The 22,390-nt window shown below is 66.1% G+C and carries 27 protein-coding genes; 26 read left to right on the plus strand and 1 reads right to left on the minus strand.

Annotated elements, in window-relative coordinates:
* The first annotated feature begins 576 nt into the window (after positions 1–576).
* From DFR49_RS06395 to DFR49_RS06455, 14 genes are all read left to right on the plus strand, one after another.
* A complete protein-coding gene (locus DFR49_RS06395) occupies positions 577–888 on the plus strand; it encodes a DUF736 domain-containing protein (protein WP_119034817.1) in 312 nt (103 codons plus the stop codon).
* A 132-nt stretch (positions 889–1,020) separates the two neighbouring features.
* Positions 1,021–1,233: a transcriptional regulator domain-containing protein gene (locus DFR49_RS22210; RefSeq protein WP_119034818.1), complete on the plus strand. Its 213-nt coding sequence runs from the start codon at positions 1,021–1,023 to the stop codon at positions 1,231–1,233.
* Positions 1,234–1,276: 43 nt separating this feature from the next.
* Positions 1,277–1,798: a DUF2285 domain-containing protein gene (locus DFR49_RS06405; protein WP_119034819.1), complete on the plus strand. Its 522-nt coding sequence runs from the start codon at positions 1,277–1,279 to the stop codon at positions 1,796–1,798.
* 127 nt (positions 1,799–1,925) lie between these two features.
* Positions 1,926–2,189: a helix-turn-helix transcriptional regulator gene (locus tag DFR49_RS06410; RefSeq protein ID WP_119034820.1), complete on the plus strand. Its 264-nt coding sequence runs from the start codon at positions 1,926–1,928 to the stop codon at positions 2,187–2,189.
* A gap of 4 nt (positions 2,190–2,193) precedes the next feature.
* The gene (locus DFR49_RS06415; protein WP_119034821.1) at positions 2,194–3,090 is read left to right on the plus strand and encodes a replication initiator protein A; all 897 of its coding nucleotides are present in this window, start codon (positions 2,194–2,196) and stop codon (positions 3,088–3,090) included.
* Positions 3,091–3,307: 217 nt separating this feature from the next.
* Positions 3,308–4,078: a DNA-methyltransferase gene (locus DFR49_RS06420; protein ID WP_119035306.1), complete on the plus strand. Its 771-nt coding sequence runs from the start codon at positions 3,308–3,310 to the stop codon at positions 4,076–4,078.
* A gap of 59 nt (positions 4,079–4,137) precedes the next feature.
* On the plus strand, positions 4,138–4,593 hold the full coding sequence (locus DFR49_RS06425; RefSeq protein WP_119035307.1) for a DUF2840 domain-containing protein: 456 nt from the start codon (positions 4,138–4,140) through the stop codon (positions 4,591–4,593).
* Complete coding sequence (locus DFR49_RS06430) at positions 4,590–5,147, plus strand: S26 family signal peptidase (RefSeq protein ID WP_119034822.1); 558 nt, start codon at positions 4,590–4,592, stop codon at positions 5,145–5,147. Before DFR49_RS06425 ends, DFR49_RS06430 begins: the two co-directional genes overlap by 4 nt.
* Positions 5,148–5,215: 68 nt before the next feature.
* Positions 5,216–5,560 carry a DUF736 domain-containing protein gene (locus tag DFR49_RS06435; protein ID WP_119034823.1) on the plus strand — a complete coding sequence of 115 codons (345 nt, stop codon included), beginning with the start codon at positions 5,216–5,218 and terminating at the stop codon, positions 5,558–5,560.
* 3 nt (positions 5,561–5,563) lie between these two features.
* A complete protein-coding gene (locus tag DFR49_RS06440; RefSeq protein ID WP_245968265.1) occupies positions 5,564–6,322 on the plus strand; it encodes a lytic transglycosylase domain-containing protein in 759 nt (252 codons plus the stop codon).
* Positions 6,323–6,637: 315 nt separating this feature from the next.
* Positions 6,638–6,793, plus strand: a complete 156-nt coding sequence (locus DFR49_RS21905; RefSeq protein WP_170150944.1) for a hypothetical protein — start codon at positions 6,638–6,640, stop codon at positions 6,791–6,793.
* Between the two features lie 364 nt (positions 6,794–7,157).
* A complete protein-coding gene (locus DFR49_RS06445) occupies positions 7,158–8,903 on the plus strand; it encodes a relaxase/mobilization nuclease domain-containing protein (RefSeq protein WP_119034824.1) in 1,746 nt (581 codons plus the stop codon).
* Between the two features lie 31 nt (positions 8,904–8,934).
* Positions 8,935–10,986 (plus strand): conjugal transfer protein TraG, encoded by a 2,052-nt coding sequence (locus DFR49_RS06450; RefSeq protein ID WP_119034825.1) that lies wholly within the window; start codon positions 8,935–8,937, stop codon positions 10,984–10,986.
* Entirely contained in the window at positions 10,983–11,408 is a 426-nt protein-coding gene (locus DFR49_RS06455) for a ribbon-helix-helix protein, CopG family (RefSeq protein WP_119034826.1), read from the plus strand. Before DFR49_RS06450 ends, DFR49_RS06455 begins: the two co-directional genes overlap by 4 nt.
* Before the next feature lie 89 nt (positions 11,409–11,497).
* On the opposite strand, the gene DFR49_RS06460 is transcribed toward DFR49_RS06455, so the two are convergent.
* Positions 11,498–12,037, minus strand: coding sequence for a hypothetical protein (locus DFR49_RS06460; RefSeq protein WP_245968266.1), 540 nt, complete (start codon positions 12,035–12,037; stop codon positions 11,498–11,500).
* Between the two features lie 525 nt (positions 12,038–12,562).
* Between DFR49_RS06460 and trbB the strand changes: the two genes are divergently transcribed.
* From trbB to DFR49_RS21910, 12 genes are all read left to right on the plus strand, one after another.
* A complete protein-coding gene (gene trbB / locus DFR49_RS06465; RefSeq protein ID WP_119035309.1) occupies positions 12,563–13,537 on the plus strand; it encodes a P-type conjugative transfer ATPase TrbB in 975 nt (324 codons plus the stop codon).
* A gap of 1 nt (position 13,538) precedes the next feature.
* Complete coding sequence (locus DFR49_RS06470; protein ID WP_425454917.1) at positions 13,539–13,904, plus strand: TrbC/VirB2 family type IV secretion system protein; 366 nt, start codon at positions 13,539–13,541, stop codon at positions 13,902–13,904.
* Positions 13,904–14,173: a VirB3 family type IV secretion system protein gene (locus DFR49_RS06475; RefSeq protein ID WP_119034828.1), complete on the plus strand. Its 270-nt coding sequence runs from the start codon at positions 13,904–13,906 to the stop codon at positions 14,171–14,173. Before DFR49_RS06470 ends, DFR49_RS06475 begins: the two co-directional genes overlap by 1 nt.
* Positions 14,170–16,647 (plus strand): conjugal transfer protein TrbE, encoded by a 2,478-nt coding sequence (gene trbE, locus DFR49_RS06480; protein WP_119034829.1) that lies wholly within the window; start codon positions 14,170–14,172, stop codon positions 16,645–16,647. The genes DFR49_RS06475 and trbE overlap by 4 nt, the downstream gene beginning before the upstream one ends.
* A gap of 16 nt (positions 16,648–16,663) precedes the next feature.
* Positions 16,664–17,380, plus strand: coding sequence for a P-type conjugative transfer protein TrbJ (gene trbJ / locus DFR49_RS06485; RefSeq protein ID WP_119034830.1), 717 nt, complete (start codon positions 16,664–16,666; stop codon positions 17,378–17,380).
* A gap of 9 nt (positions 17,381–17,389) precedes the next feature.
* A complete protein-coding gene (gene trbK-alt / locus DFR49_RS06490) occupies positions 17,390–17,665 on the plus strand; it encodes a putative entry exclusion protein TrbK-alt (RefSeq protein ID WP_119034831.1) in 276 nt (91 codons plus the stop codon).
* Positions 17,662–18,939, plus strand: a complete 1,278-nt coding sequence (trbL, locus tag DFR49_RS06495; RefSeq protein WP_119034832.1) for a P-type conjugative transfer protein TrbL — start codon at positions 17,662–17,664, stop codon at positions 18,937–18,939. Before trbK-alt ends, trbL begins: the two co-directional genes overlap by 4 nt.
* A 3-nt stretch (positions 18,940–18,942) precedes the next feature.
* Positions 18,943–19,626 (plus strand): conjugal transfer protein TrbF, encoded by a 684-nt coding sequence (gene trbF / locus DFR49_RS06500; RefSeq protein WP_119034833.1) that lies wholly within the window; start codon positions 18,943–18,945, stop codon positions 19,624–19,626.
* Entirely contained in the window at positions 19,623–20,636 is a 1,014-nt protein-coding gene (trbG, locus tag DFR49_RS06505) for a P-type conjugative transfer protein TrbG (protein ID WP_119034834.1), read from the plus strand. Before trbF ends, trbG begins: the two co-directional genes overlap by 4 nt.
* The gene (locus DFR49_RS06510; protein ID WP_425454918.1) at positions 20,633–21,886 is read left to right on the plus strand and encodes a TraB/TrbI/VirB10 family type IV secretion system protein; all 1,254 of its coding nucleotides are present in this window, start codon (positions 20,633–20,635) and stop codon (positions 21,884–21,886) included. The genes trbG and DFR49_RS06510 overlap by 4 nt, the downstream gene beginning before the upstream one ends.
* Complete coding sequence (locus DFR49_RS06515) at positions 21,886–22,107, plus strand: DUF2274 domain-containing protein (protein WP_119034835.1); 222 nt, start codon at positions 21,886–21,888, stop codon at positions 22,105–22,107. Before DFR49_RS06510 ends, DFR49_RS06515 begins: the two co-directional genes overlap by 1 nt.
* A 110-nt stretch (positions 22,108–22,217) precedes the next feature.
* Positions 22,218–22,358, plus strand: coding sequence for a hypothetical protein (locus DFR49_RS21910; RefSeq protein WP_170150945.1), 141 nt, complete (start codon positions 22,218–22,220; stop codon positions 22,356–22,358).
* Positions 22,359–22,390: the final 32 nt, after the last annotated feature.

A 22,390-nucleotide genomic window follows, 5' to 3' on the forward strand; every position in this document is an offset into this window, starting at 1 on the left:
AGACAACCATGCCGCGGCGAGGCGGGCCACGATCCTGATCCGGTTGAATTGATCGTCCATGCCACCACAGTAGCGCATAGATCGAAGCTCCCATATCGATCACGCCGGCTGACGATCGCAAGCGACCTCGCTGCGGGCGAGGGTCCGTTCCACGCCGATCACGACATCGCCGACACCACCTTACGGAGGACTTGTCGCCGTGACGCCCCTTACGTCCGCCGCAAAACGACATTGCCTGACCGTGTCGACGTGACAACCTCGCCGCGGAGTTCGCACGAACCACCCTTACGCGTCGACCATCGCCAGCGCCGCCGCCTCATCCCGCGCCACGCCAAGGCGGTCTCGTATCGATGCGCTTAATGCCGTCAGGGTCGCTGACGCTCGCCCGGCTTGCCGCAACAGCGCGGGACCGAACTTTCTTCCCCCGGCGTGCCGCCGTTCCTCGCGAGACAAGAAAGCCCGGCCCACGCCGTCCTCCGCTTCGCTCCGGGCCTTCGGCTGCAGCGCCGTTCGCCTGCCGACCTGACCAGCGCATCGAGACCGCAATGGCGCGGCTCGAAACGAAAGGAACAGCACATGGCCAAGATTGGCACCTTCAAGAAGGTTTCGGGCGAACTCCGCGGCGAGATCGCCACCCTCACCATAAAGGCCAAGTCGGTCCGCATCGTCCCCGAGGCGGAAGTCACCGGCAACAATCCAACCCATCGGATATTTGTCGGCGACGTCGAGATCGGCGCGGGATGGCCGAAGCGCACCAATGACGAGCGCCCCTTCCTCTCGCTCAAGCTCGACGATCCCAGCTTCGTCGGTCCGATCTACGCGCAACTGTGGGACGGCGACGACGGGGACTTCAACCTGACCTGGACGCGGCCCGCCCGCCGCGACTGATCTTCACCCCCTCCGCCGGCCCTGGCCGGCGGAGCCTCCCCCTTTCTGGGGATGCCACTCCCCAGAACATGGCATGGAACGACACCCGTCCGGCGACCAATCTCATTCCCCCACGCGAGAGAGGGGTCGCGGATGCAGCAAGAAGAACAGACCGCCGCGCGACCAAGCGCTCTCGACCTTGCCGGGTTCGCACAGGAATTCCTCCGCCGCAACGCCGACTATCGGGCACAATATCGTGAGCTGATGCGCCATCCTGCGGACTCCACCTCCTTGATGGCGCCGGAGGTAATGGCCCGGCGATGGGGCCTCTCCTTTCCCGTGCGACCCCGACGTCTTCGCCGCTGACAAGCCGGCGCTGTGGCTCGCGGCCATCGCGCCGAGCACGATCATTCTCGATGCCACGCCGCCGGGCTTCGCCGCGGCGGTGCCGGTCGACCTCGCTGACTGGCCGATCATCCTCAACGACCGGACTCTCACCAGCGGTCGCCATATTGTGCTGGGCGATATCGACGGCCCGCATCGGCTCTGGATCCGCGACATCGTTGCCGGCCAGCCGCTCGCCTATGTCGTCGTGCGGGACGGCGCGCTGCCGTTACGTCTCGCCGCCCTCCAGCGCTTCGACCGGCGGCTCGCTGGTGCGCCGCCGGCGAAATTGCCGCCGGGCTTCCAGCCGACGCCGTTTCAGCGCCGCCGCCTGTCGATGCTCCTCGCGATCCTGGACGCATCGCTCGATCGCGCCGGCTCACCGTCCACGACCCATGATATCGCGCGACGCTACGTCTATCCGGGGATGACGATCGGGCGCGGGTCCGAATGGAAATCGTCGGCCGAACGCCGGCGCACCCAGCGCCTGATCGACGAGGCCTTCGCGCTGATGCGGGGAGGATATCGCACGTTGCTGCGCGGCTGAGACGCGCGGTGCGACAAAAAGCCGCGCCTCGAAATAGCCGCTCCGCCTGATCCAGCCCCGTCCGCCACAGCGCTCCAGCCCCGTTCACGTTGCCCGTGCGGCATCTCGTTCACTCTGGAGCATCCTCATGGACACGCCACCGCCCCGACCGACAGCCCATTATCTGAAAACGCCCGATGCGGCGCTTCATCTCGGTCTCAGCCCCAAGACGCTGGAAAAGCATCGCGTCTATGGAACCGGCCCCGCCTACCACAAGCTCGGCGGCAGTGTCGTCTATACCGTGGAAGCTCTCGACGCATGGGCGAAGCTCGGTCTGCGCCGGTCGACCTCCGATCCGGGGACGGGCGTCTGCCTTCCCGCCAAGCCCCGCAACGGTCCGGTTCGGCGCTGACGCAATGCGTGCTCCCCCGTCTCGCTTATCGGCGACAAACCGCAGCGAACGCGGTCAGCTCGACCTGTTCCGCTCGATCCCCGGCACCGTCGCCGCGCGCGACGCGCAGGATCTCATGGCGTGGCCGTTCTTCAGCCTCGCCAAATCCCGCCGCACCGCGCCGATCGATTTCCGGATGGGCGCAACATGGATCTCGGTGGAGGCCGTGCCAGAACATGGCATGGCAACGATCTGGGACGCCGATGTCCTGATCTGGGCGGCCAGCCAGCTTGTCGGCGCGCGCGATGCGGGCGCCCCGACCTCGCGCCTCATGGCGACCACCCCGCACGAAATCCTCACGTTCATCGGACGCGGCACCGGGCGCGACAATTACGACCGGCTGAAGGCCGGGCTCGACCGGCTCCAGGCGACGACCGTGGCGACCTCGATCCGCCAGCAGCATCAGCGCCGCCGGCATCGTTTCTCATGGATCAACGAATGGCAGGAACGGCTCGATCCCCATGGGCGGCCGCAGGGCATCGAGCTGATCCTCCCCGACTGGTTCTACGCCGGCGTTCTCGATCGATCGCTGATCCTCACGATCGATCGCACCTATTTCGACCTGACCGGCGGGCTTGAGCGCTGGCTCTATCGCATCGTTCGCAAGCACGGCGGGCGACAGGCCGGCGGGTGGAGCTTCGACTTCGCTCACCTCCACTTGAAGTCCGGCGTGCTCTCCCCGTTCAAGCGGTTCGCGTTCGAGCTGCGCGCGATCGTCCGCCGCCAGCCGCTCCCCGGCTATACGCTGTCGATCGAGCACGCCTTCGGCCGTGAGCGTCTCAATTTCGCGCCGCTGCCGACCGATACCCTCGCGGCGGCAATGCGGCGCGTCCGGCTTCCGGCCGGGGACGGACAGTCATGACGGTCGTCCTATCGGGAACCGCCGGAGTCGTCCGATCAGGAACCGCCGGGTCGTCCTATCGGGAACCGACATGTGCCATAACCTGCGGAAATCGCTGGCCGAATCCGTGCTCTTATAACCATGCTAATAGAATAGAATCCTTCGGATTCCTTCTAACGGATCGCGACCAGCGTCGCGCGCCGGTCGTCCGCCCCCATCGCCGCGCATGGAGGACGCGATGACGGTGCTGGTCGGCGATTGCCGCGCGATCATGCCCGGCCGCGCGCCGTTCGACATGATCCTTGCCGATCCGCCCTATGGCGATACCTCGCTCGGCTGGGATCGGCGTGTCGAGGGCTGGCTCGCGCTCGCCCAGGCCGCGCTTCGACCATCGGGTTCGCTCTGGCTGTTCGGATCGCTGCGAAGTTTCCTCGCCATCGCGGCTGACCTACGCGCGTCCGGCTTTCGCTACGCGCAGGAGATCGTCTGGGAGAAACAGAACGGCAGCGCCTTCCATGCCGATCGCTTCAAACGCGTCCACGAGCTGGTCGTGCAATTCTATCGCTCGGATGCGCGCTGGGAGGGCATCTATAACGTCGTCCAGACCACGCCCGACGCCACCGCGCGGGTCGTGCGCCGCAAAACGCGTCCACCCCATACCGGCCAGATCGAGCGCGGCTATTATGCCAGCGAAGATGGCGGTCCGCGTCTGATGCGCTCGGTCATCTACGCGCGAAACTGCCATGGACGCGCGATTCATCCGACCGAGAAGCCGGTCGGCCTGATCGAGATCCTGATCCGCACCAGTTGTCCGCCGGACGGGCTGATCGGCGACTGGTTCGCCGGTTCCGGCAGCGCCGGCGAAGCCGCGCGCGCGACCGGCCGGCGCTATCTCGGCTGCGAGATCGACCCGGCGATGGCCGCGCTCGCCAACGCGCGGATCGCTGCCACGCTGCCGTTCGGCGCCGCGTCGCCATCCTGCCAACCACGCATCGGAGAACCATCGTGACCGTTTCACGCCCCGACCGGCGCGCGCGCGTCGCTGATCCCCACGCAGTGCGCGGCGCGATGACCGACGTCGAACTGATCTGGATCGTGCAGCGTCTTGAACACCGGATTCGCTTCGGCCGTATCGCCGGCAAGCGGATTATCACGCCCCGCACGCGGATCGTCTCGTTCCTTCCGGGCGCGGTGTTCGCCTTCACGCGCTGGTCATCGAACGATTACGGCACGGTCCATTCGCGCATCGATATCCTGCGCGCGACGAGTCTCGGTGAGGCCTATACCACCGCGCCGTTCGTGCGACCGGGCGGCGAACTCCTGCTTTCATTGCAGGGATCGGCCAAGGTCGGCGCCGCGCTGGCCGCGATCAATGCGATCGAAGCGGCGGGGCTCGACCCTTGCGATGCCGCGCCCGATCATTGGCGTCACCTTCATAACCGGATCTCGGCGGGGGAAGCGGCACGGCCCTATACCGCCGAACGGCACGCCGCATGGCTCAAGCGCAAGGCGCTGAACCAATGAGCGCGCGCGCGTCCGCCGCCGTGCTGGCGCTGGCCGGCCCTGCATTCGCCTCGATGTTCGTAGCCACGGCGCTGTTGTCGCCGCACCCGCGGTTGGTGTGGAACGCCAGCGCCAGCGCGCCGATCGGGCTCTATGCGATCGCTGTCGATGGCCCCTTCAAGTCCGGCGATCTTGTCGCAATCGATACGCCCGAGCCCTTGGCGACGTTCCTCGCGCGTCGCCGCTACCTGCCAAGGGACGTGCCGCTGCTGAAGCATATCGCCGGCGTGCCGGGGCAGATCGTCTGCCGCTCGCGGCGCACCGTCACGATCGACGGCAAGAGGATCGGTGACGCGCTGGCGCGCGATCGTGCCGGCCGCGTGCTGCCGGTCTGGCGCGGCTGCCACCGGATCGTCGCGGGCGAATTCTTGCCCATGAACGCGCGCGTCCGCGACAGCTTCGATGGCCGATATTTCGGCGTCCTCCCATCGGGTCGCATCATCGGTCGCGCCATCCCCGTGTGGACCGACCCGCATGACACCGGCCGCTTCGCTTGGCGCGCGCCGGCGCGCTGAACGCTCTCCATCGGCGGGAGCGGTGCCCGCCAATGGCATCCCCAGCACCACCGCACAGGAATGTAATCATGCCGGAAATCGGTCGATTCACACGCGACGGCGACACCTTCGCCGGCAGCATCGAAACCCTCACCTTGTCCCGCCGCATCGTCATCCTGCCGGCGCAGCCGTCCGATGCCGAGAACGCGCCGGACTATCGCGTTCATGCCAGCGACGACGACCGGACCGAGCCGGGCGCGGAGATCGGCGCGGCATGGAAACACACGGGGGAGCGCGCGGGCGAGTATCTCGCGTTGCAGATCGACGACCCGGCGTTGGCGGAACCGATCCGCGCCAACCTGTTCCACGACCACGTCCGGAATGACTGGTCGCTACGCTGGTCGCGGCCGCGCGATTACGCCGAGAAGGACTGATCGATGCCGGTTCGCCAGACAAGCACCGGCCGGGAATGCGCGCGCGGGCGGTTTCGCACCGCCCGCGCGATGGCGCTCCTGCTCCTCATGAGCGCGGGCGCGATCAGTGCTTCTCCCGCCAAGACGCTGCCGCAAGCCGAAACGGACATGCTCCCCAACCCGCGCGATCCTTTTGTCGACGCGATTGACGAAGCGACGACACGGTTCGGCATCCCGGCGGCATTGATACGCGCGGTCATCCGCGTCGAAAGCGGCGGCGATCCGCGCGCAATCTCGTCGGCCGGTGCTATCGGGTTGATGCAGGTGATGCCGCCGACATGGAGAGCTCTGACGGCACGCTATGCACTCGGCCGCGATGCCTTCGACCCGCGCGCCAACATCCTCGCTGGCACCGCCTATCTGCGCGATTTGATCGACCGCTATGCGGACCTGCCGACTGCGCTCGCCGCGTACAATGCGGGACCGGGCCGGGTCGATGCGTGGCGCACACGCGGGCGCGCATTGCCCACCGAAACCGTCGCCTACGTAGCGCGGATCACGCCAATGATCGGCACGTTGGGCGGCAATCCGATCGCTGCGATGTCGATCGCCGTCGCACCCTCATGGCGCGCAGCCGGACTGTTCCCACAGCGCAGTGCCGACGCCAATTCCGTATCCATGAACGCGCCATCATCGCGCGATATCGCCACGTCTGCCTCGCCATCACCCATCGCCTCGCCCGTCCGTCGCGACGGCCTGTTCGTCCCGCTTTCCGGCTCGTGATCGTGATCTCGGCGAGCCATCATTTCCCCAAAAGCGTGCAGCCGGATCGACCGTTGTCGGGGCGTTTCGCGTGGGGAGAGGTATATGTCTGCTCAGTCGTCCCCAGCATCCGGTGTGGAGCGGCTCGCCTCAAGGACGACGGGGCCCCACCATTTTTCTCGGCGATCAGGCGGCAGTTCGTCATCCGGAACCGCGTCGACACGCCGAAAAAAATCGTGACCCCCATCGCCGCTGGCGCGGTCGCTTCGCAATCCTTGACCCGACCCGCTCCACACCGGGCGGCATCGTCACCTTTTCATTCAACAGGAGGCGACGATGACGTTCTACGAACATATCAGCGAATTGCGGGCGGAACTTTCGGCGAGCACCAGCGCGAAGGAAATCCGGCAAATCCGGCGCGAACTCAACGCCGCGCTGACGAAGCTGGCGCGCGGCCAGGCGGGGTTCGATACGGCGTTCGGATCGGTCTGACGACCCAATCGATCAGCGGAGGCGGCACGCATCAAGTGTCGCTTCCGCCCCGTTCCGGCCAATGTCGTGATCGCCTGCGGGCTGGCGATCTTCTGCGTTGCGGTCGGCGGGCGGGCGGTCGCACATCGCGGCTTTCGCATCGACTTCGTTGGGAAGCGGTCAGAGGAGAATTTGGCGATAGGCAGGACAGGAAGGTCAGGGAGGCAGCACGGCGAGATAAAAGGGGCGCCAGTCATTGGCGTCTATGTGGTTGTATAGATAAGGCAATTTTGTCGGGCACGCAGCTAGGCTGTCTGGCACCTTTTGGCGCAACGTCAGCATTTCCGCCATTTTTGCGTCTGGCACCCCGCGATCGGGGCCGCTTATGAGCCGGAACGACGATGATTTCCGAGTTCGGCCCGGAAAGAGCAGGGACTCAGGCAGCGGCGGCGCACGCAAGGCCCAGAGCCTCGCAGCACAGGTCCGGCGGGCGGCGGCGAAGGCGGGCTACACGCGGCGAGGCCCGGTCACTGGCCGGGGCACCGGCCATCGCGGGCGCGGCCGCATCGCGCGGCTCCGCACGACCGGGCGGAACGCGAACCGGCGTGTCGTTATCAAGGCGCGCGTCGTCCGGCACCAGGGGATGCGGTTTCGCGCCGCCCCGCTTGCTCGTCACATCGCCTATCTGAAGCGCGATGGCGTCACGCGCGATGGGCGCGATGCCGATCTGTTCGATGCGCGGTCCGAGCATGCCGACGGCACTGCCTTCGCTGAACGATGCGACGACGACCGGCACCATTTCCGATTCATCGTCAGCCCCGAGGATGCCGGCGACATAGCCGACCTGCGCGCCTTCACTCGCGAGCTGATGCGCGACATGGCGGCCGATCTCGACACCGAACTCGACTGGGTTGCGGTCGATCACTGGAACACCGACAATCCGCACATCCACGTTCTGGTTCGCGGCGTCGCTGACGACGGCAGCGATCTTGTCATCGATCGCGACTATATCCGCGAGGGGATGCGCGGTCGCGCCGAGGATCGCGTCACCGTCGAACTCGGCCCGCGCAGCGCCCGCGACATCCGCTCGGCACTGGAACGCGAGGTCGATGCCGAGCGCTGGACCAGCCTCGACCGGACGATCCAGCGGCACATCGATGACGTCACCGGCACGATCGACCTGCGGCCGGCGGGCGGGGACGATCGCGAGATGCGCCGCCTCCTGCTCGGCCGCACCGCGACGCTCGAGCGGCTTGGCCTCGCGGAGAAATTGGGGCCGGCATTGTGGAACATCCGCCCGGACGCCGAACGGGTGCTGCGCGATCTCTCGATCCGTACCGACATCATCAAGACGATGCACCGCGCCATGTCCGGCCAGGGCCGGGCGCCCGACCCCGCGACCTTCGCGCTCCACGATGGCGCACCGACAGATCCGGTCATCGGCCGGCTGGTCGAACGCCGCCTGCACGACGAGCTTCACGGCACTGCTTATGCGGTGATCGACGGCGCCGACGGTCGACTGCATCATCTCACCTTCAGCGATCTCGACATGACCGGCGATGCCCCGCCCGGCGCGATCGTCGAGCTTCGCTCCTGGCAGGATAGGAATGGCCGTGACCGGCAGTCGCTCTCGACCCGGTCCGATCTCCCGCTCGAGGCGCAAGTCGCCGCGCCCGGCGCCACCTGGCTCGACCGGCAGCTCATCGCGCGCGAGCCGGTGGCGACCGGCAATGGCTTCGGCATCGAGATCCGCGACGCGATGGACGCCCGCGCACGATATCTTGAAAGCGACGGGCTCGCGCAGCGGCGCGGACGCGGCTTCCTGTTCTCGCAGAATCTGATCGGCACGCTGCGCGGACGCGAGCTGGCCACCACGACTGACGCGATCGCCGCGCGCACCGGGCTTGCTCATCAGCCCTCGGCAGCCGGCGACTATGTGAGCGGCATCTACCGCGAACGGGTGACGCTCTCCTCGGGCCGGTTCGCGATGATCGACAATGGTCTGGGGTTCCAGCTCGTGCCGTGGCGACCCGCGCTCGATCAGCATCTCGGCCAGCACATCACGGGCACGATGGGCCACAGCGGCAGCGTCGACTGGACGCTCGGCCGCGGTCGCGGACTCGGCGTGTGATGCCATTCATTTCCAACCTGGAGCAATTGCGATGAACGCCACCAAGATTTTGTGGGGTCAGGTCATCACCGTGTTCACGATCGTGCTCGGCGCGATCTGGGGCGCGACGCAATGGACCGCCCATGCGCTCGCCTATCAGTCCGAGCTCGGCGCACCGTGGTTCATGCTGGGCAACTGGCCGATCTATCCGCCGCCCGCCTTCTTCTGGTGGTGGTTCGGCTATGATGCCTACGCTCCGGAGATCTTCGTCACCGGGGCATTCATTGCGGCCTCCGGCGGGATCCTCGCCATCGTCATCGCGATCGCAATGTCGGTGTGGCGGGCCCGCGAGGCGAAGAAGGCCGAAACCTATGGCTCGGCGCGCTGGGCGAGCGAACGGGAAGTGCGCAAGGCCGGGATGCTCGGCGATCGCGGCGTGATCCTCGGACGGCTCGAACCGCATTATCTGCGGCATGACGGACCTGAGCATATCTTGTGCTTCGCCCCGACCCGATCGGGCAAAGGCGTCGGCCTCGTCGTGCCGACGCTGCTCACCTGGCCGGAAAGCTGCATCGTCCACGATATCAAGGGCGAGAACTGGCAGCTCACCGCTGGCTTCCGCTCGCGTCATGGCCGCGTGCTGCTGTTCGACCCGACCAACCCGACATCGGCGGCGTACAATCCACTGCTCGAAATCCGCAAGGGCGAGTGGGAAGTGCGCGACGCGCAGAATGTCGCCGACGTGCTGGTCGATCCCGAAGGCAGCCTCGAGAAGCGCAACCACTGGGAGAAGACCAGCCACGCCTTGCTGGTCGGCTCGATCCTCCACGTCCTCTATGCCGAAGCCGACAAGACGTTAGCCGGGGTCGCTTCCTTCCTGTCCGACCCGCGCCGGCCGATCGAGACGACCTTGCGCGCGATGATGACGACGCCGCATCTCGGCGACGGCAAGGTCCATCCGGTCGTCGCTTCGGCCGCCCGCGAATTGCTCAACAAGTCGGACAACGAACGGTCGGGAGTGCTCTCCACCGCCATGTCGTTCCTCGGCCTCTATCGTGATCCCGTCGTTGCCGCGGTCACCCGGCGCTGCGACTGGCGGATCGCCGATCTCGTCAATGGGCCACAGGCCGTGTCGCTCTATCTCGTCGTCCCGCCCTCCGACATCAGCCGGACCAAGCCGCTCATCCGCCTGATCCTCAACCAGATCGGTCGTCGATTGACCGAGGAACTCAATCCCAAAGGCAATCGGCATCGCGTGCTGATGGTGCTCGACGAATTCGCCGCGCTCGGACGGCTCGACTTCTTCGAGGCGGCTCTCGCCTACATGGCTGGCTATGGCCTCAAGGCGATGCTGATCGCGCAGAGCCTAAACCAGGTCGACAAAGCCTATGGGCAGAACAACTCGATCCTCGACAATTGCCACGTCAGGGTGAGCTTCGCGACCAACGACGAACGCACCGCCAAGCGGCTCTCCGACGCGCTCGGGACCGCGACCGAGCTACGCGCGATGAAGAACTATGCCGGAAATCGGCTCAGTCCATGGCTCGGTCATCTCATGGTGTCGCGGACCGAGACGTCACGTCCATTGCTCACCCCGGGCGAGGTGATGCAGCTCCCGCCGAACGACGAGATTGTCATGGTGTCGGGCCTCGCGCCAATCCGTGGCACCAAGGCGCGCTATTATGTCGATCCGCAGTTCCGGGCGCGCATCCTCCCGCCGCCCAAAGCCCCGGCAACCCCCACGGCACATCTACCCAGCGATGATTGGACCACGCTCGACCCGGTGTTGGCGCCACCCCCGCCAGCGCCTGAAGCGGCACCGCCGCAGCAGGCAGATGCAGCGCAAGCTGCCGATCACGGCGATACCAACGAAGCCACCACGGAAACCGCGACCGACAACGCCAATGGCGGGATCCGGCAGGATCCGGCGCTCGAACGCCATGAGGATATCGCACCGCCCGCGAAGGCGCCCGAAGGCGAATTCGACTTCGATGCGCCGCACCCCGACGAGGACGCGAACCAGCTTCGCCGCGCGGCCGACCGGGCGATGTCCGGCAATGCCCGGCGCGCGTCGCTCGATCCGGATGATGGCATCGAGTTATGAGGAGCCCGCGCATCAAATACACGATCCGGCTGCCCGCCGATCTCACTCGCCGGCTCGCCGACCATGCCCGCGCGCGGCGTGCCTCGCAGACGGCGGTGGTCGAGGCGGCACTGGAATCATTCCTGTCGCCCGACGGCGCCGAGCGGCTCGAGGCCGCGCTCGCCCGGCGCCTCGACCACCTTTCGCGTCAGCTCGATCGCGCAGCGTGGAATCTCGACCTTTCGAACGAGACGCTCGCCTTGTTCATCCGCTTCTGGCTAACCAGCACGGCGCCCTTGCCGGACACGGCGATGAAAGCGGCGCAGGCAATGGGGAAGGAACGCTGGCAGCGTTTCGTTGAATCGCTCAGCCGCCGCATGGAGTCCGGCCCGCGGCTCAAGGCTGAAATCACCGAAGACGTACCGGGCGCCGGCGAACGATGAGCTGGGTCGGCGCTCGATAACCAGGGTCGACGCGCGACCGTCCGACGGTGTGAATCCACAGCGTCGATGCTCTGGTGTCGCGCGTTCGACTAACGATGTTCGGCGCGCACCCAGGCCTGGGTGAGACGCTCGAAATCAGGGAAGCGCAGGTCGGCCGGATCGAGTCCGGCGGTTGCCGACAGATCCGGCAAGGCGACGACGAAGCGGTCGTAGCTGTCGAGTAATTCGACGGTCGGCGGGATCGTCTTTCGACGCGAGACGGCGAGGAGAAAGTCCCGGACGTGCTGAACCGTCCTGCGGGGATCGCCGCCATGCGCCTTGATGTCCATGCCGGCGAGGTCCGAGATGAACATCTGAAAGCGATATTGGGCGGTATCCAGGATCATACAGCGCTTCTGCGCTTGATCATCATCGCCGAACCGCTTGGCGCCGAGGAAGATGCCGAGTTCGAGCGGCATATTGAAACGCGGCAATTGATTGGCCGGGTCTAGTTCAGTGCGGGAGAGATCATGGATGCTGTAGCGGCTCTCGGCGATGATCCGGTACAGCTTGTCGATCCGCGTCTCTGCGGCGTCGTCCATTTCGCGAGCGCAGCGGGCGCGGAAGCCGCAGGAAAGGACCGCGAACACCAGCGCCTGGAAACTTGCCGCGAAGGCGTCGTCGAACGGACAATTGATAAAGACGTCGCGCGCAGACGATGCCACGCGATGTTACCGTGCGTGCGAGTCGAGATAGTCTTTCACGGCCTTGTCGGCCTGCGCACTGGTAATCTTCGCTCGCTTGGTCACCGGCTTCAACGATGCAACCGAGAGAAACCGCCCGCTCGACGTTGAGCGGCGCGACTTGGCGCTGCCGGATTTGATTGCGCGGTGAGCGGTCGTTGCCATGCCGGTTAAATAGCGTGCCTTGCCCCCGTTCGCAATGCGGACCCGCGCGATTGGTGCTCGCCTCCCTCGCCCACGATTCGTGCTGATTCGGTCGGCCTTCGCCGATCGAGGGGCATCACCGGGTAAGCGTGATCTACGCTATTTTCTGTCTTTCTTCGCCAGCCTTTGACCGCGCCAATGCACTGTTGAAATCCGCCGATTCCTGCGTCTCTTAATCGTCCCCGCAACGCCGGCCGCCGCTTGCCGGCACCGAACTCGGGGACCAAGATGCTCGCACAACCCATTCGATCCGAAGCCAGCGCGCGCGGTGCGCGAATGCTGCGAACGGCGATGGGCGCGTCGATCGCCGAATGGCTCGCCGACCCGGCTGTTATCGAAGTGATGCTTAATCCCGATGGCCGCCTGTGGGTCGATCGGCTGGGCGAGGGAATCAGCGATACCGGAAGGTCCATGTCACCGGCCGATGGCGAACGCATCGTCCGGCTGGTCGCGCACCATGTTGGCGCCGAGGTTCATGCGCGGAGCCCACGCGTGTCCGCGGAGCTGCCCGAAACCGGCGAGCGGTTCGAAGGCCTGATTCCGCCGGTCGTGACGGCTCCCACGTTCGCGATCCGCAAGCCCGCTGTCGCTGTCTTCTCGCTCGAGGACTATGTCGATGCAGCGATCATGTCGCGGTCGCATGCGACGATCCTGCGCGACGCGGTCGCCGAGCGGCGGAACATCCTCGTCGCTGGCGGGACCGGGACCGGCAAGACGACGCTGACCAACGCGCTCCTCGCCGAAATCGCGCGGACCAACGATCGCGTCGTCCTGATCGAGGATACCCGCGAGCTGCAATGCGCCGCGCCGAACCTCGTCGCCATGCGGACCAAGGATGGCGTCGCATCGCTCTCTGACCTCGTAAGATCCTCGCTGCGGCTTCGCCCCGACCGTATTCCGATCGGTGAGGTGCGCGGCGCCGAGGCGCTCGACCTGCTGAAGGCGTGGGGCACCGGCCATCCGGGCGGCGTCGGCACGATCCATGCCGGGACCGCGATCGGCGCGCTGCGGCGCATGGAGCAGCTCATCCAGGAAGCGGTCGTGACCGTGCCCCGCGCGCTGCTCGCCGAAACGATCGACCTGATCGCGGTGCTGGTCCGCGTCGGCGCCGGACGCCGGCTTGCCGAGCTGGCCCGCGTCGAGGGGCTCGACCTCGCCACCGGCGACTACCGCCTCACTCCTTTTCCCCAACCGGAGATCTGACATGAAGGACATCAAAGCCCGGCTCCATGCCGGCATCATGCTCGATTCGCTCTGCCATGCCCGGACCAAAGCGAGCGGCGCGCTGCTGCTCCTCACCACGGCGGTCATGGCCAGCCCCGCGCACGCTTCCGGATCGTCGATGCCGTGGGAAGCGCCCCTTCAAAGCATCCTGGAGTCGATCGAAGGCCCTGTCGCCAAGATCGTCGCGGTGATCATCATCATCGTGACCGGCCTCAGCCTCGCATTCGGCGATACGTCGGGCGGCTTCCGCCGTCTGATCCAGATCGTGTTCGGTCTGTCGATCGCTTTCGCCGCGTCGAGCTTCTTTCTCAGCTTTTTCTCGTTCGGTGGCGGGGCGCTGGTCTGATGACCGGTGACGAGGCCGTTCCCGGCTATTTCGCGCCGGTCCATCGTGCCCTCAGCGAGCCGATCCTGCTGGGGGGCGCGCCGCGCGCGCTGGCGATCGTCAACGGGACGCTCGCCGGCGCGATCGGCCTCGGCCTGCGCTTGTGGATCGCCGGCATCGTGATCTGGGCGATCGGCCATGCCTTGTCGGTCTGGGCCGCGCGGCGCGATCCGCAGTTCGTCGACGTCGCCCGCCGTCACCTCCGCTATCCGACCTGGATGCGGCCATGATGTCGCTTGCCGAATATCGGGCCAAGGCCGCCTGCCTTGCCGACTTCCTCCCCTGGGTCGCGCTGGCTGCGCCGGGAATCGTCCTCAACAAGGATGGCAGCTTCCAGCGCACCGCCGCGTTTCGCGGTCCGGACCTCGACAGCGCCACCCCGGCCGAACTGGTCGCGGTCACGGCGCGGCTCAATAACGCGCTCCGGCGCCTCGGTTCAGGCTGGGCCGTGTTCGTCGAGGCACAGCGCGTTCCCGCCAACGATTATCCGGCCAGCACTTTTCCCGACCCCGTCTCGAAGCTGGTGGATATGGAGCGCCGCGCGCAGTTCCGCGAGGAAGGCGTGCATTTCGAGAGTGTTTACTACCTCACCCTGCTCTGGATGCCGCCTGCCGAGGAGGCCGCGCGCGCCGAAGGCTGGCTCTATGAGGGCAAGTCGTCGACCGGCGTCGACCCGAAGGAATTGCTGCGCGGATTCGCCGATCGCACCGACCGGCTGCTCCATCTTGTCGAGGGCTTCATGCCCGAGGCGCGCTGGCTCGATGACGGGCAGACGCTGACCTATCTTCATTCGTGCGTGTCGACGCGGCGACAGAAGGTTCGCGTGCCCGAGACTCCGATCTATCTCGATGCGCTGCTCGCCGACGAGGGCCTTTCGGGCGGCCTCGAGCCGATGCTCGGCCAGCACCATCTTCGTACCCTCACGATTACCGGGCTTCCCGGCGTCACGTTCCCGGGGGTGCTCGACGAACTCAACCGTCAGCCGTTCGGCTATCGCTGGTCGACCCGCGCGATCATGCTCGACAAGACCGATGCGACCAAGCTGCTCACCAGAATCCGCCGGCAATGGTTCGCCAAGCGCAAGTCGGTCGCCGCCATTCTCAAGGAGGTGATGACCAACGAAGCGTCGGTGCTGCTCGATTCCGACGCCTCCAACAAGGCGGCCGATGCCGACGCCGCCTTGCAGGAACTCGGCGCCGACCAGTCCGGTATCGCCTATGTCACCGCGACGATCACGGTCTGGGATACCGACCCGGCGTTAGCGGCCGAGAAGCTGCGGCTGGTCGAGAAGGTCATCCAGGGCCGCGACTTCACCTGCACGATCGAGGGGATGAACGCGATCGAGGCCTGGCTCGGGAGCTTGCCCGGTCATGTCTATGCCAATGTCCGGCAGCCGCCGGTTTCCACGCTCAATCTCGCCCACCTGATCCCCCTGTCAGCGGTGTGGGCGGGGGCGGAACGGGACGAGCATCTCGGTGATGCCCCCTTGCTGTACGGCAAGACCGAAGGCTCGACCCCGTTCCGCTTTTCCCTGCATGTCGGTGACGTCGGCCATACGTTGATCGTTGGCCCGACCGGCGCCGGCAAATCGGTCCTCCTCGCGATGATGGCGATGCAGTTCCGGCGGTACGCCGGCGCGCGAGTCTTCGCGTTCGATTTCGGCGGGTCGATTCGCGCGGCGACGATCGCGATGGGCGGCGACTGGCAGGATCTCGGGAGCGCCCTGCACGGCAGCGAGTGCCCGCAGCATGCCACGGGTGAAGACGTCGCATCGTCCGGCACCAGCTCGGCCTCTGTCGCGTTGCAGCCGCTTGCCCGAATCGATGATCATGGCGAGCGCGCCTGGGCGACCGAATGGCTGAGCGCCATCCTCGTGGGCGAAGGCATCCTGATCGACCCGCAGGTCAAGGACCATCTCTGGTCCGCTCTCACATCGCTCGCATCGGCCCCCGCGCAGGAGCGGACGCTGACAGGCCTGTCGGTGCTCCTTCAGGATCAGATGCTCAAGCAGGCGCTGGCGCCCTACTGCATCGGCGGTCCATGGGGTCATCTGCTCGATGCCGAGGCCGAGCGGCTCGGCGAGGCCGACGTGCAGGCGTTCGAAACCGAGGGCCTGGTCGGCACAGCAGCCGCTGCCGCCGTCCTGTCCTACCTCTTCCATCGGATCGAAGCGCGGCTCGACGGCTCTCCCACGCTTATCATCATCGACGAGGGCTGGCTCGCGCTCGTCAACCCGATCTTCGCCGCGCAGATCCGGGAGTGGCTCAAGACATTGCGGAAAAAGAACGCGAGCGTGATTTTCGCGACTCAGAGCCTCGCCGATATTGACAACAGCGCGATTGCGCCGGCGATCATCGAAAGTTGCCTGACGCGGATCTTCCTCCCCAACGAGCGAGCGATAGAGCCGCAGATCCAGGCGATCTATGCGCGCTTCGGCCTCAACACACGGCAGATCGAGATCCTCAGCCGGGCAACGCCCAAGCGCGATTATTATTGCCAGTCCCGGCGCGGAAATCGCCTGTTCGAATTGGGATTGGGTGAGGTGGCGCTGGCCTTTGCCGCAGCCTCCTCCCGCACCGACCAGGCTGCGATCGCCGACATTGTCGACACCCATGGGCCGGACAGCTTCGCCGCCGAATGGCTGCGCCATCGCGACTGCGAATGGGCGGTCGAGCTGCTTCGTCCGGAACCCAGCCTTCACTAGCGCAAGGAGAGCCTGAATGACCCGATTTCCATTTCGCCGTGCGGTGACCGCGAGCGTCTTGCTCACGTCGACGATCGCGCCCGTGCTCGCCCCCGCGCCCGCTTGGGCACAGTTCGGCGGGATCGTCTATGATCCGAGCAATTATGCCCAAAACGTCCTCACCGCCGCGCGGTCGCTGCAGCAGATCAACAACCAGATCCAGCAAATCCAACAGCAGGCGACGAGCCTGATCAATCAGGCGCGCAATCTGGAGTCGCTGCCGTTCAGCTCGCTTCAGCAGCTCCAGCAGCATGTGCAGCGCACCCAGCAACTGCTCGGCGAGGCGCAGCGAATCAGCTATGATGTCCAGAACATCCAGCAGGCCTTCACCGGCCGCTACAAGGGCGCGGCGCTGAACGGCAGCAGCGCGGAGATGGTCGCGAATGCCAATGCGCGCTGGGAGGACAGCGTCGGCGCGTTCGAGGACGCGCTCAAGGTGCAGGCCGGTGTGGTCGGCAATATTGACGGCGCCCGCACCTCGATGAACAGCCTCGTCACCGCCAGTCAGTCGGCGACCGGCGCGCTCCAGGCGACGCAGGCCGGCAACCAACTCCTCGCGCTGCAATCGCAGCAGCTCGCCGACATGAGCGCGATGGTCGCCGCGCAGGGCCGCGCGCAGGCGCTGGAGGCGGCGCGCCAAGCGGCCGAGGAAGCGGAAGGTCGCGCCCGCTTCCGCCGCTTCATGGGCAATTAGGCCGGCGCCATGTCCCAGGCATCCTCACGCAACGCGAAGATCGCCGGCGTCGCCGCGCTCGCGGGTACGATGGTGGCGGTGGCGATTGTCGCCGCCACCCGGGCGCCGGCGCCTACGCCGACGCTACCGGTCGCGATGGGCGGGAATCCGCTCCCGACCCGGCTCGCCCAAGAGCTGGATCGTTGCTCCACCCTCACCATGCCCGACGCCGGTTGCGAAGCGGCATGGGCTGAGAACCGGCACCGCTTCTTCGGTCAGCCGGGTTCAGAAAGAGCCGCGCGATGAATGACACCGGGATCGTCGACAGTTTCCTGGGGGTATTCTCCAGCTACATCGACAGCGGCTTCGGCTTGCTTGGCGGCGAAGTCGCCTTCCTGTCCACGACGCTGATCGTCATCGACGTGACGATCGCCGGGCTGTTCTGGGCATGGGGCGCAGACGAGGACGTGCTGCAGCGGCTCATCAAGAAAACGCTCTATATCGGGATATTCGCCTTCATCATCGGCAACTTCGCGACGTTGGCGACGATCCTGTTCAAGAGCTTTGCGGGCCTCGGGCTCAAGGCTGGCGGCGGCACCCTCACAATCGACGCCTTCATGCGGCCGAGCAGCGTCGCGGCCACCGGAATCGAGGCGGCGCGGCCGCTCCTCGAGGCGGCGGGCCAGTTTTCGAGCCTGTGGGCGTTCTTCGCCAACGCCACTCTGGTCGTCGTGCTGCTGATCGGCTGGGTGCTCGTCATCCTCGCCTTCTTCTGCATGGCCGCACAAATCTTCCTCACGCTGATCGAGTTCAAACTGACGATGCTCGTCGGCTTCGTCCTCCTCCCGTTCGCCTTCTACAATCGGACGGCGTTCATGGCCGAGCGGGTGCTCGGACATATCGTCTCCAGCGGCATCAAGCTGCTGGTGCTGGGTGTCATCACGAGCATCGGTACAACCTTATTCAGCCAGTTCCTGACGCTCGCGCCCGGCATCGAGCCGACCGCCGAGCAGGTCTTGGCGCTGATCCTCGCCGCGCTGGTATTTGTCGGCCTTTCGATCTTCGGGCCGAGCATTGCCAACGGCATCGTATCCGGTGGGCCCCAGCTCGGTGCCGGCACGGCGGCCGGCACGGCGCTCGCAGCGGGCGCGACGCTGGCCGGAGGCGCAGCGATCGCCGGCCTTGCCGGAGGCGCTGCGGCCGGGGCGCTCTCGGCGGCCGCGTCCGGCAGCGCCCGCGTGGCAGGTGGCGCCTCGGCCGCCTATGGCGCCGGGGCGGCGGGCCGCAGCGGCGCGTCCGCGGTCGCCGGCGGCCTGTCGTCAGTCGGCAAGGCCGCGGTGCAAGGCGCGATGTCGCCGCTGCGACGAGCCGTCGACGCGGCCAAACAGAATTTTGCCGCTGGCCGCGCCGGCTCTCCGTCTCCCGCTGGCGGGCCAGAGAATGGCGGCCAGCCGGCATGGGCCAAGGCGATGAAGCGTCGCCAGGCCATTACTCACGGCGCCGGCATTACAAGCCAAACCCTCAAGAGCGGCGACAGCCACGGTGGCGGCGCCGGTCCCGATATTTCCGAAAAGGATTGATCAATGTTTCAACGGCCATCTGTCCGATATGGCACGACGCCCGAGGCGGTGACGCCCTACCAGCGCGCTGCGCAACTATGGGACGATCGTATCGGCTCCGCCCGCGTGCAGGCGAAGAACTGGCGGCTCGCCTTCTTCGGATGCCTCGCCCTGTCCGGCGGCCTCGCTGGCGGCCTGGTCTGGCAGTCAGCGCGGGGCCATATCACGCCCTGGGTGGTCGAGGTGGACAAGCTCGGCGAGGCGCGTGCCATAGCGCCGGCCGAAGCGAGCTACCAGCCGAGCGATCCCCAGATCGCCTGGCACCTCGCGCGATTTATCGAGAACGTGCGCTCCATTCCGGCCGATCCGATCGTGCTGCGGCAAGACTGGCTGCGCGCCTACGATTTCGCGACGGAAAAGGGCGCGCAGGCCCTCAATGACTATGCGCGTAACAATGACCCGTTCGCCCAGGTCGGCAAAATCCAGGTCGCCGTCGATGTATCCAGCGTGATCAGGGCGTCGCCGAGCAGCTTCCGCGTGGCCTGGATCGAGCGTCGCTATCAGGACGGATCGCTCATCGAGACGTGGCGATGGTCCGCGATCCTCTCGGTGGTCCACCGGACGCCGCGCTCGGCGGATGCCCTGCGCAAGAATCCACTCGGCATTTTCGTCGACGCTCTCAACTGGTCAAAGGAACTCAGCCAATGACGCATATCCCGCGCGTTCATGCGTGCGCGCTCTCCACCGCCTTACTGGTCGTGGGTATCGCAGCCCTCGCCACGCCTGCGTCGGCGCAGTCCCAGGCAGCGGAAGCTCAATCGTCCCCGTCGCCGAGGGGCGGAGTAATCAGGCCGTCGAGGGTCGAAGTGGTTGCGGTGCCCACGCCGCTTCCCCTCCCCGGGCAACTCAAACCGGTAGGAGCCATTCAGCCGAAGCCGGAGCCGCGAGATCCGCGCAGGCGGATCGGCGCTGCCAATACCGCGGCACGGGTCGAACCCGATCGCGCGTCGTGGCTCAATGCCATCCAGCAATTTCCCTATGCCGACGGGGCGCTCTATCAGATCTATCTCGCCCCCGGCCAGGTAACGGACATCGCCTTGCAAGAGGGGGAGGAGCTGGTCGGACCGGGTCCGGTTGCCGCTGGCGATACGGTGCGATGGATCATCGGCGACACGATCAGCGGCCAAGGGCCATCCCGGCGGGTCCACATTCTCGTGAAGCCGACCCGACCCGATCTTTCCACGAACGTCGTGATCAATACGGATCGCCGCACCTATCACCTCGAGCTGCGCGCAACCCCGGCCACCTATATGGCCGCCGTCTCGTGGACCTATCCGCAGGACCAGCTCATTGCGCTTCGGCAAGCCGCGGTCGCTGCCGAGCGCGCCGCGCCGGTCAGCGCCGGCATCGAGGTCGCCGCGCTCAATTTCCACTATCGGATCGACGGCGATCGCGTGCCCTGGCGACCGGTGCGCGTGTTCGACGATGGCCGGCAGACTTATGTCGAGTTTCCCGAGGACATCACGACCGGCGAGATGCCGCCGGTGTTCGTACTCGGCGCCGATGGCGCCGCCGAGCTAGTCAATTACCGGGTCCAAGGCCGCTACATGGTGATCGACCGGTTGTTCGATGCGGCCGAGCTGCGGCTCGGGACAAAGAAGACCCAGCGGCATGTGACAATCCGGCGCGAGGACGTTCGGCGGCGGAGGGGATCGTGAGCAACGAACCGCAGCAGGAAGACACCGCGTCCGCCGAGATCGAACCAGCAGTTTCCGCTGGACCGGCCACCAACGCCGCAGAGGCTTTCCGCATCCGGGCCGATCCGCCGCGTGTGATGCGCTTGTCCAGGAAGACACTCGCGATCATGGGGATCGCCGCTGGAACGGGTATTGGTGGATCGCTGATCTATGCTTTGCAGCCGCAAAGCCACGTAGCCGCGACGAACCTGTATGACACCGACGCCAAGAACAAGGCGGATGTCGTTACCTCGGCGCCGAGCGATTATTCGAAGGTGCCGAAGCTCGGCCCGGCGCTTCCCGGTGATCTCGGCCGCCCGATCCTCAGCGCGCAGGCAAATGGGCAGAATGTGCCGACCCCGCCGATCGGGGCACAGCCTCCCGCGGACCCAGCAGTCATGGCGGCGGCGCAGGCACGCCAGCGCGCCGCGCAGGAACGTGATACTGCCCGCACCAGTAAGCTGTTTCTCGGCAGCGCCGCGGCTTCGGCTGCGGTCGGCACGAATTCCGCGCCCCCCGGTGCGGCGCCCGCCACTACAATGGCTGGACAATCGACCGACCAGGGTTCGACACCGGCCGCGACGGATCAAACATCGAAGCGGGCGTTTCTTCAGAACGGCGGAAATCGAACGACCGTCAGCATGGAGCGGCTAACCTCGCCGATCTCGCCGAACATCGTACAGGCCGGAAGCGTCATCCCCGCGGCGCTGATCAGCGGCATCCGATCCGACCTTCCCGGCCAAATCACCGCCCAGGTAACGCAGAACGTCTATGACAGCCCCACTGGTCACATCCTGCTCATTCCACAAGGAGCACGCCTGATCGGCGAATATGACAGCCAGGTCTCCGCTGGCCAGAACCGTGTGCTCCTCGCCTGGGACCGCTTGATCATGCCAGATGGCCGATCAATCCTGCTCGACCGCCAGCCCGGTGCGGATGGGCGCGGATTTGCCGGGCTTCAGGATGGCACGAACTATCATTGGGGCAGCATGCTGAAGGCGGCGCTGGTATCGACCTTGCTCGGCGTCGGGACAGAGTTCACCACCAACAACGATGATGAGCTGTTTCGTGCGCTGCGATACGGCTCCCAGGACACGATTAACCAGACCGGGCGGCAACTCGTCCAGCATCAGATCAATGTCGCGCCGACGATCTCGATCCGGCCGGGCTTTCCGCTGCGTGTGCTGGTGACCCGTGACCTGATCCTCGAACCGATTTCAGGAGTGGGGTAATGGCGAAGTTGAAGCTCGGTCCAATCGAGGATGAAAAGCCGGTGAAGCTCACGATTGAGCTGCCAGCAGCTGTCCATCGCGATCTTCTCGCTTATGCTCAGGCTCACGCAGCGGAAACCGGATTGCCGAGTCAACTACCACCCGAACGACTAGTCGCCCCCATGTTAGAGCATTTCATGTCAAGCGACCGGGGATTCGTCCGCACGCGGCGTTGCCGATGATCTAGCTCTCTGATGCCAAATTATAATCGGATTATAAAATAGATAGCGATCGACGCATCCGGCAGGCTTCGGATTGCGACCGTGGAGTCGCATTAAAAAGGAGCCTGAACATGGAACGCACCGAACCTCGCGACGAGATCCTCGATCTTGGCGCCGTCACCTCCGAGACGCGGGGCACCGCGCCCCTCGGCATCTATGATGCCGAGCAAGGGGGTTATTTCCCCTATGCCGGCCTCGACGACGAGAACTGACCTGAGGCGGCGCACGGCCGATCTGGCCGCGC

The sequence above is a fragment of the Hephaestia caeni genome, assembly GCF_003550065.1.
Lineage (GTDB): Bacteria > Pseudomonadota > Alphaproteobacteria > Sphingomonadales > Sphingomonadaceae > Sphingomonas > Sphingomonas caeni_A.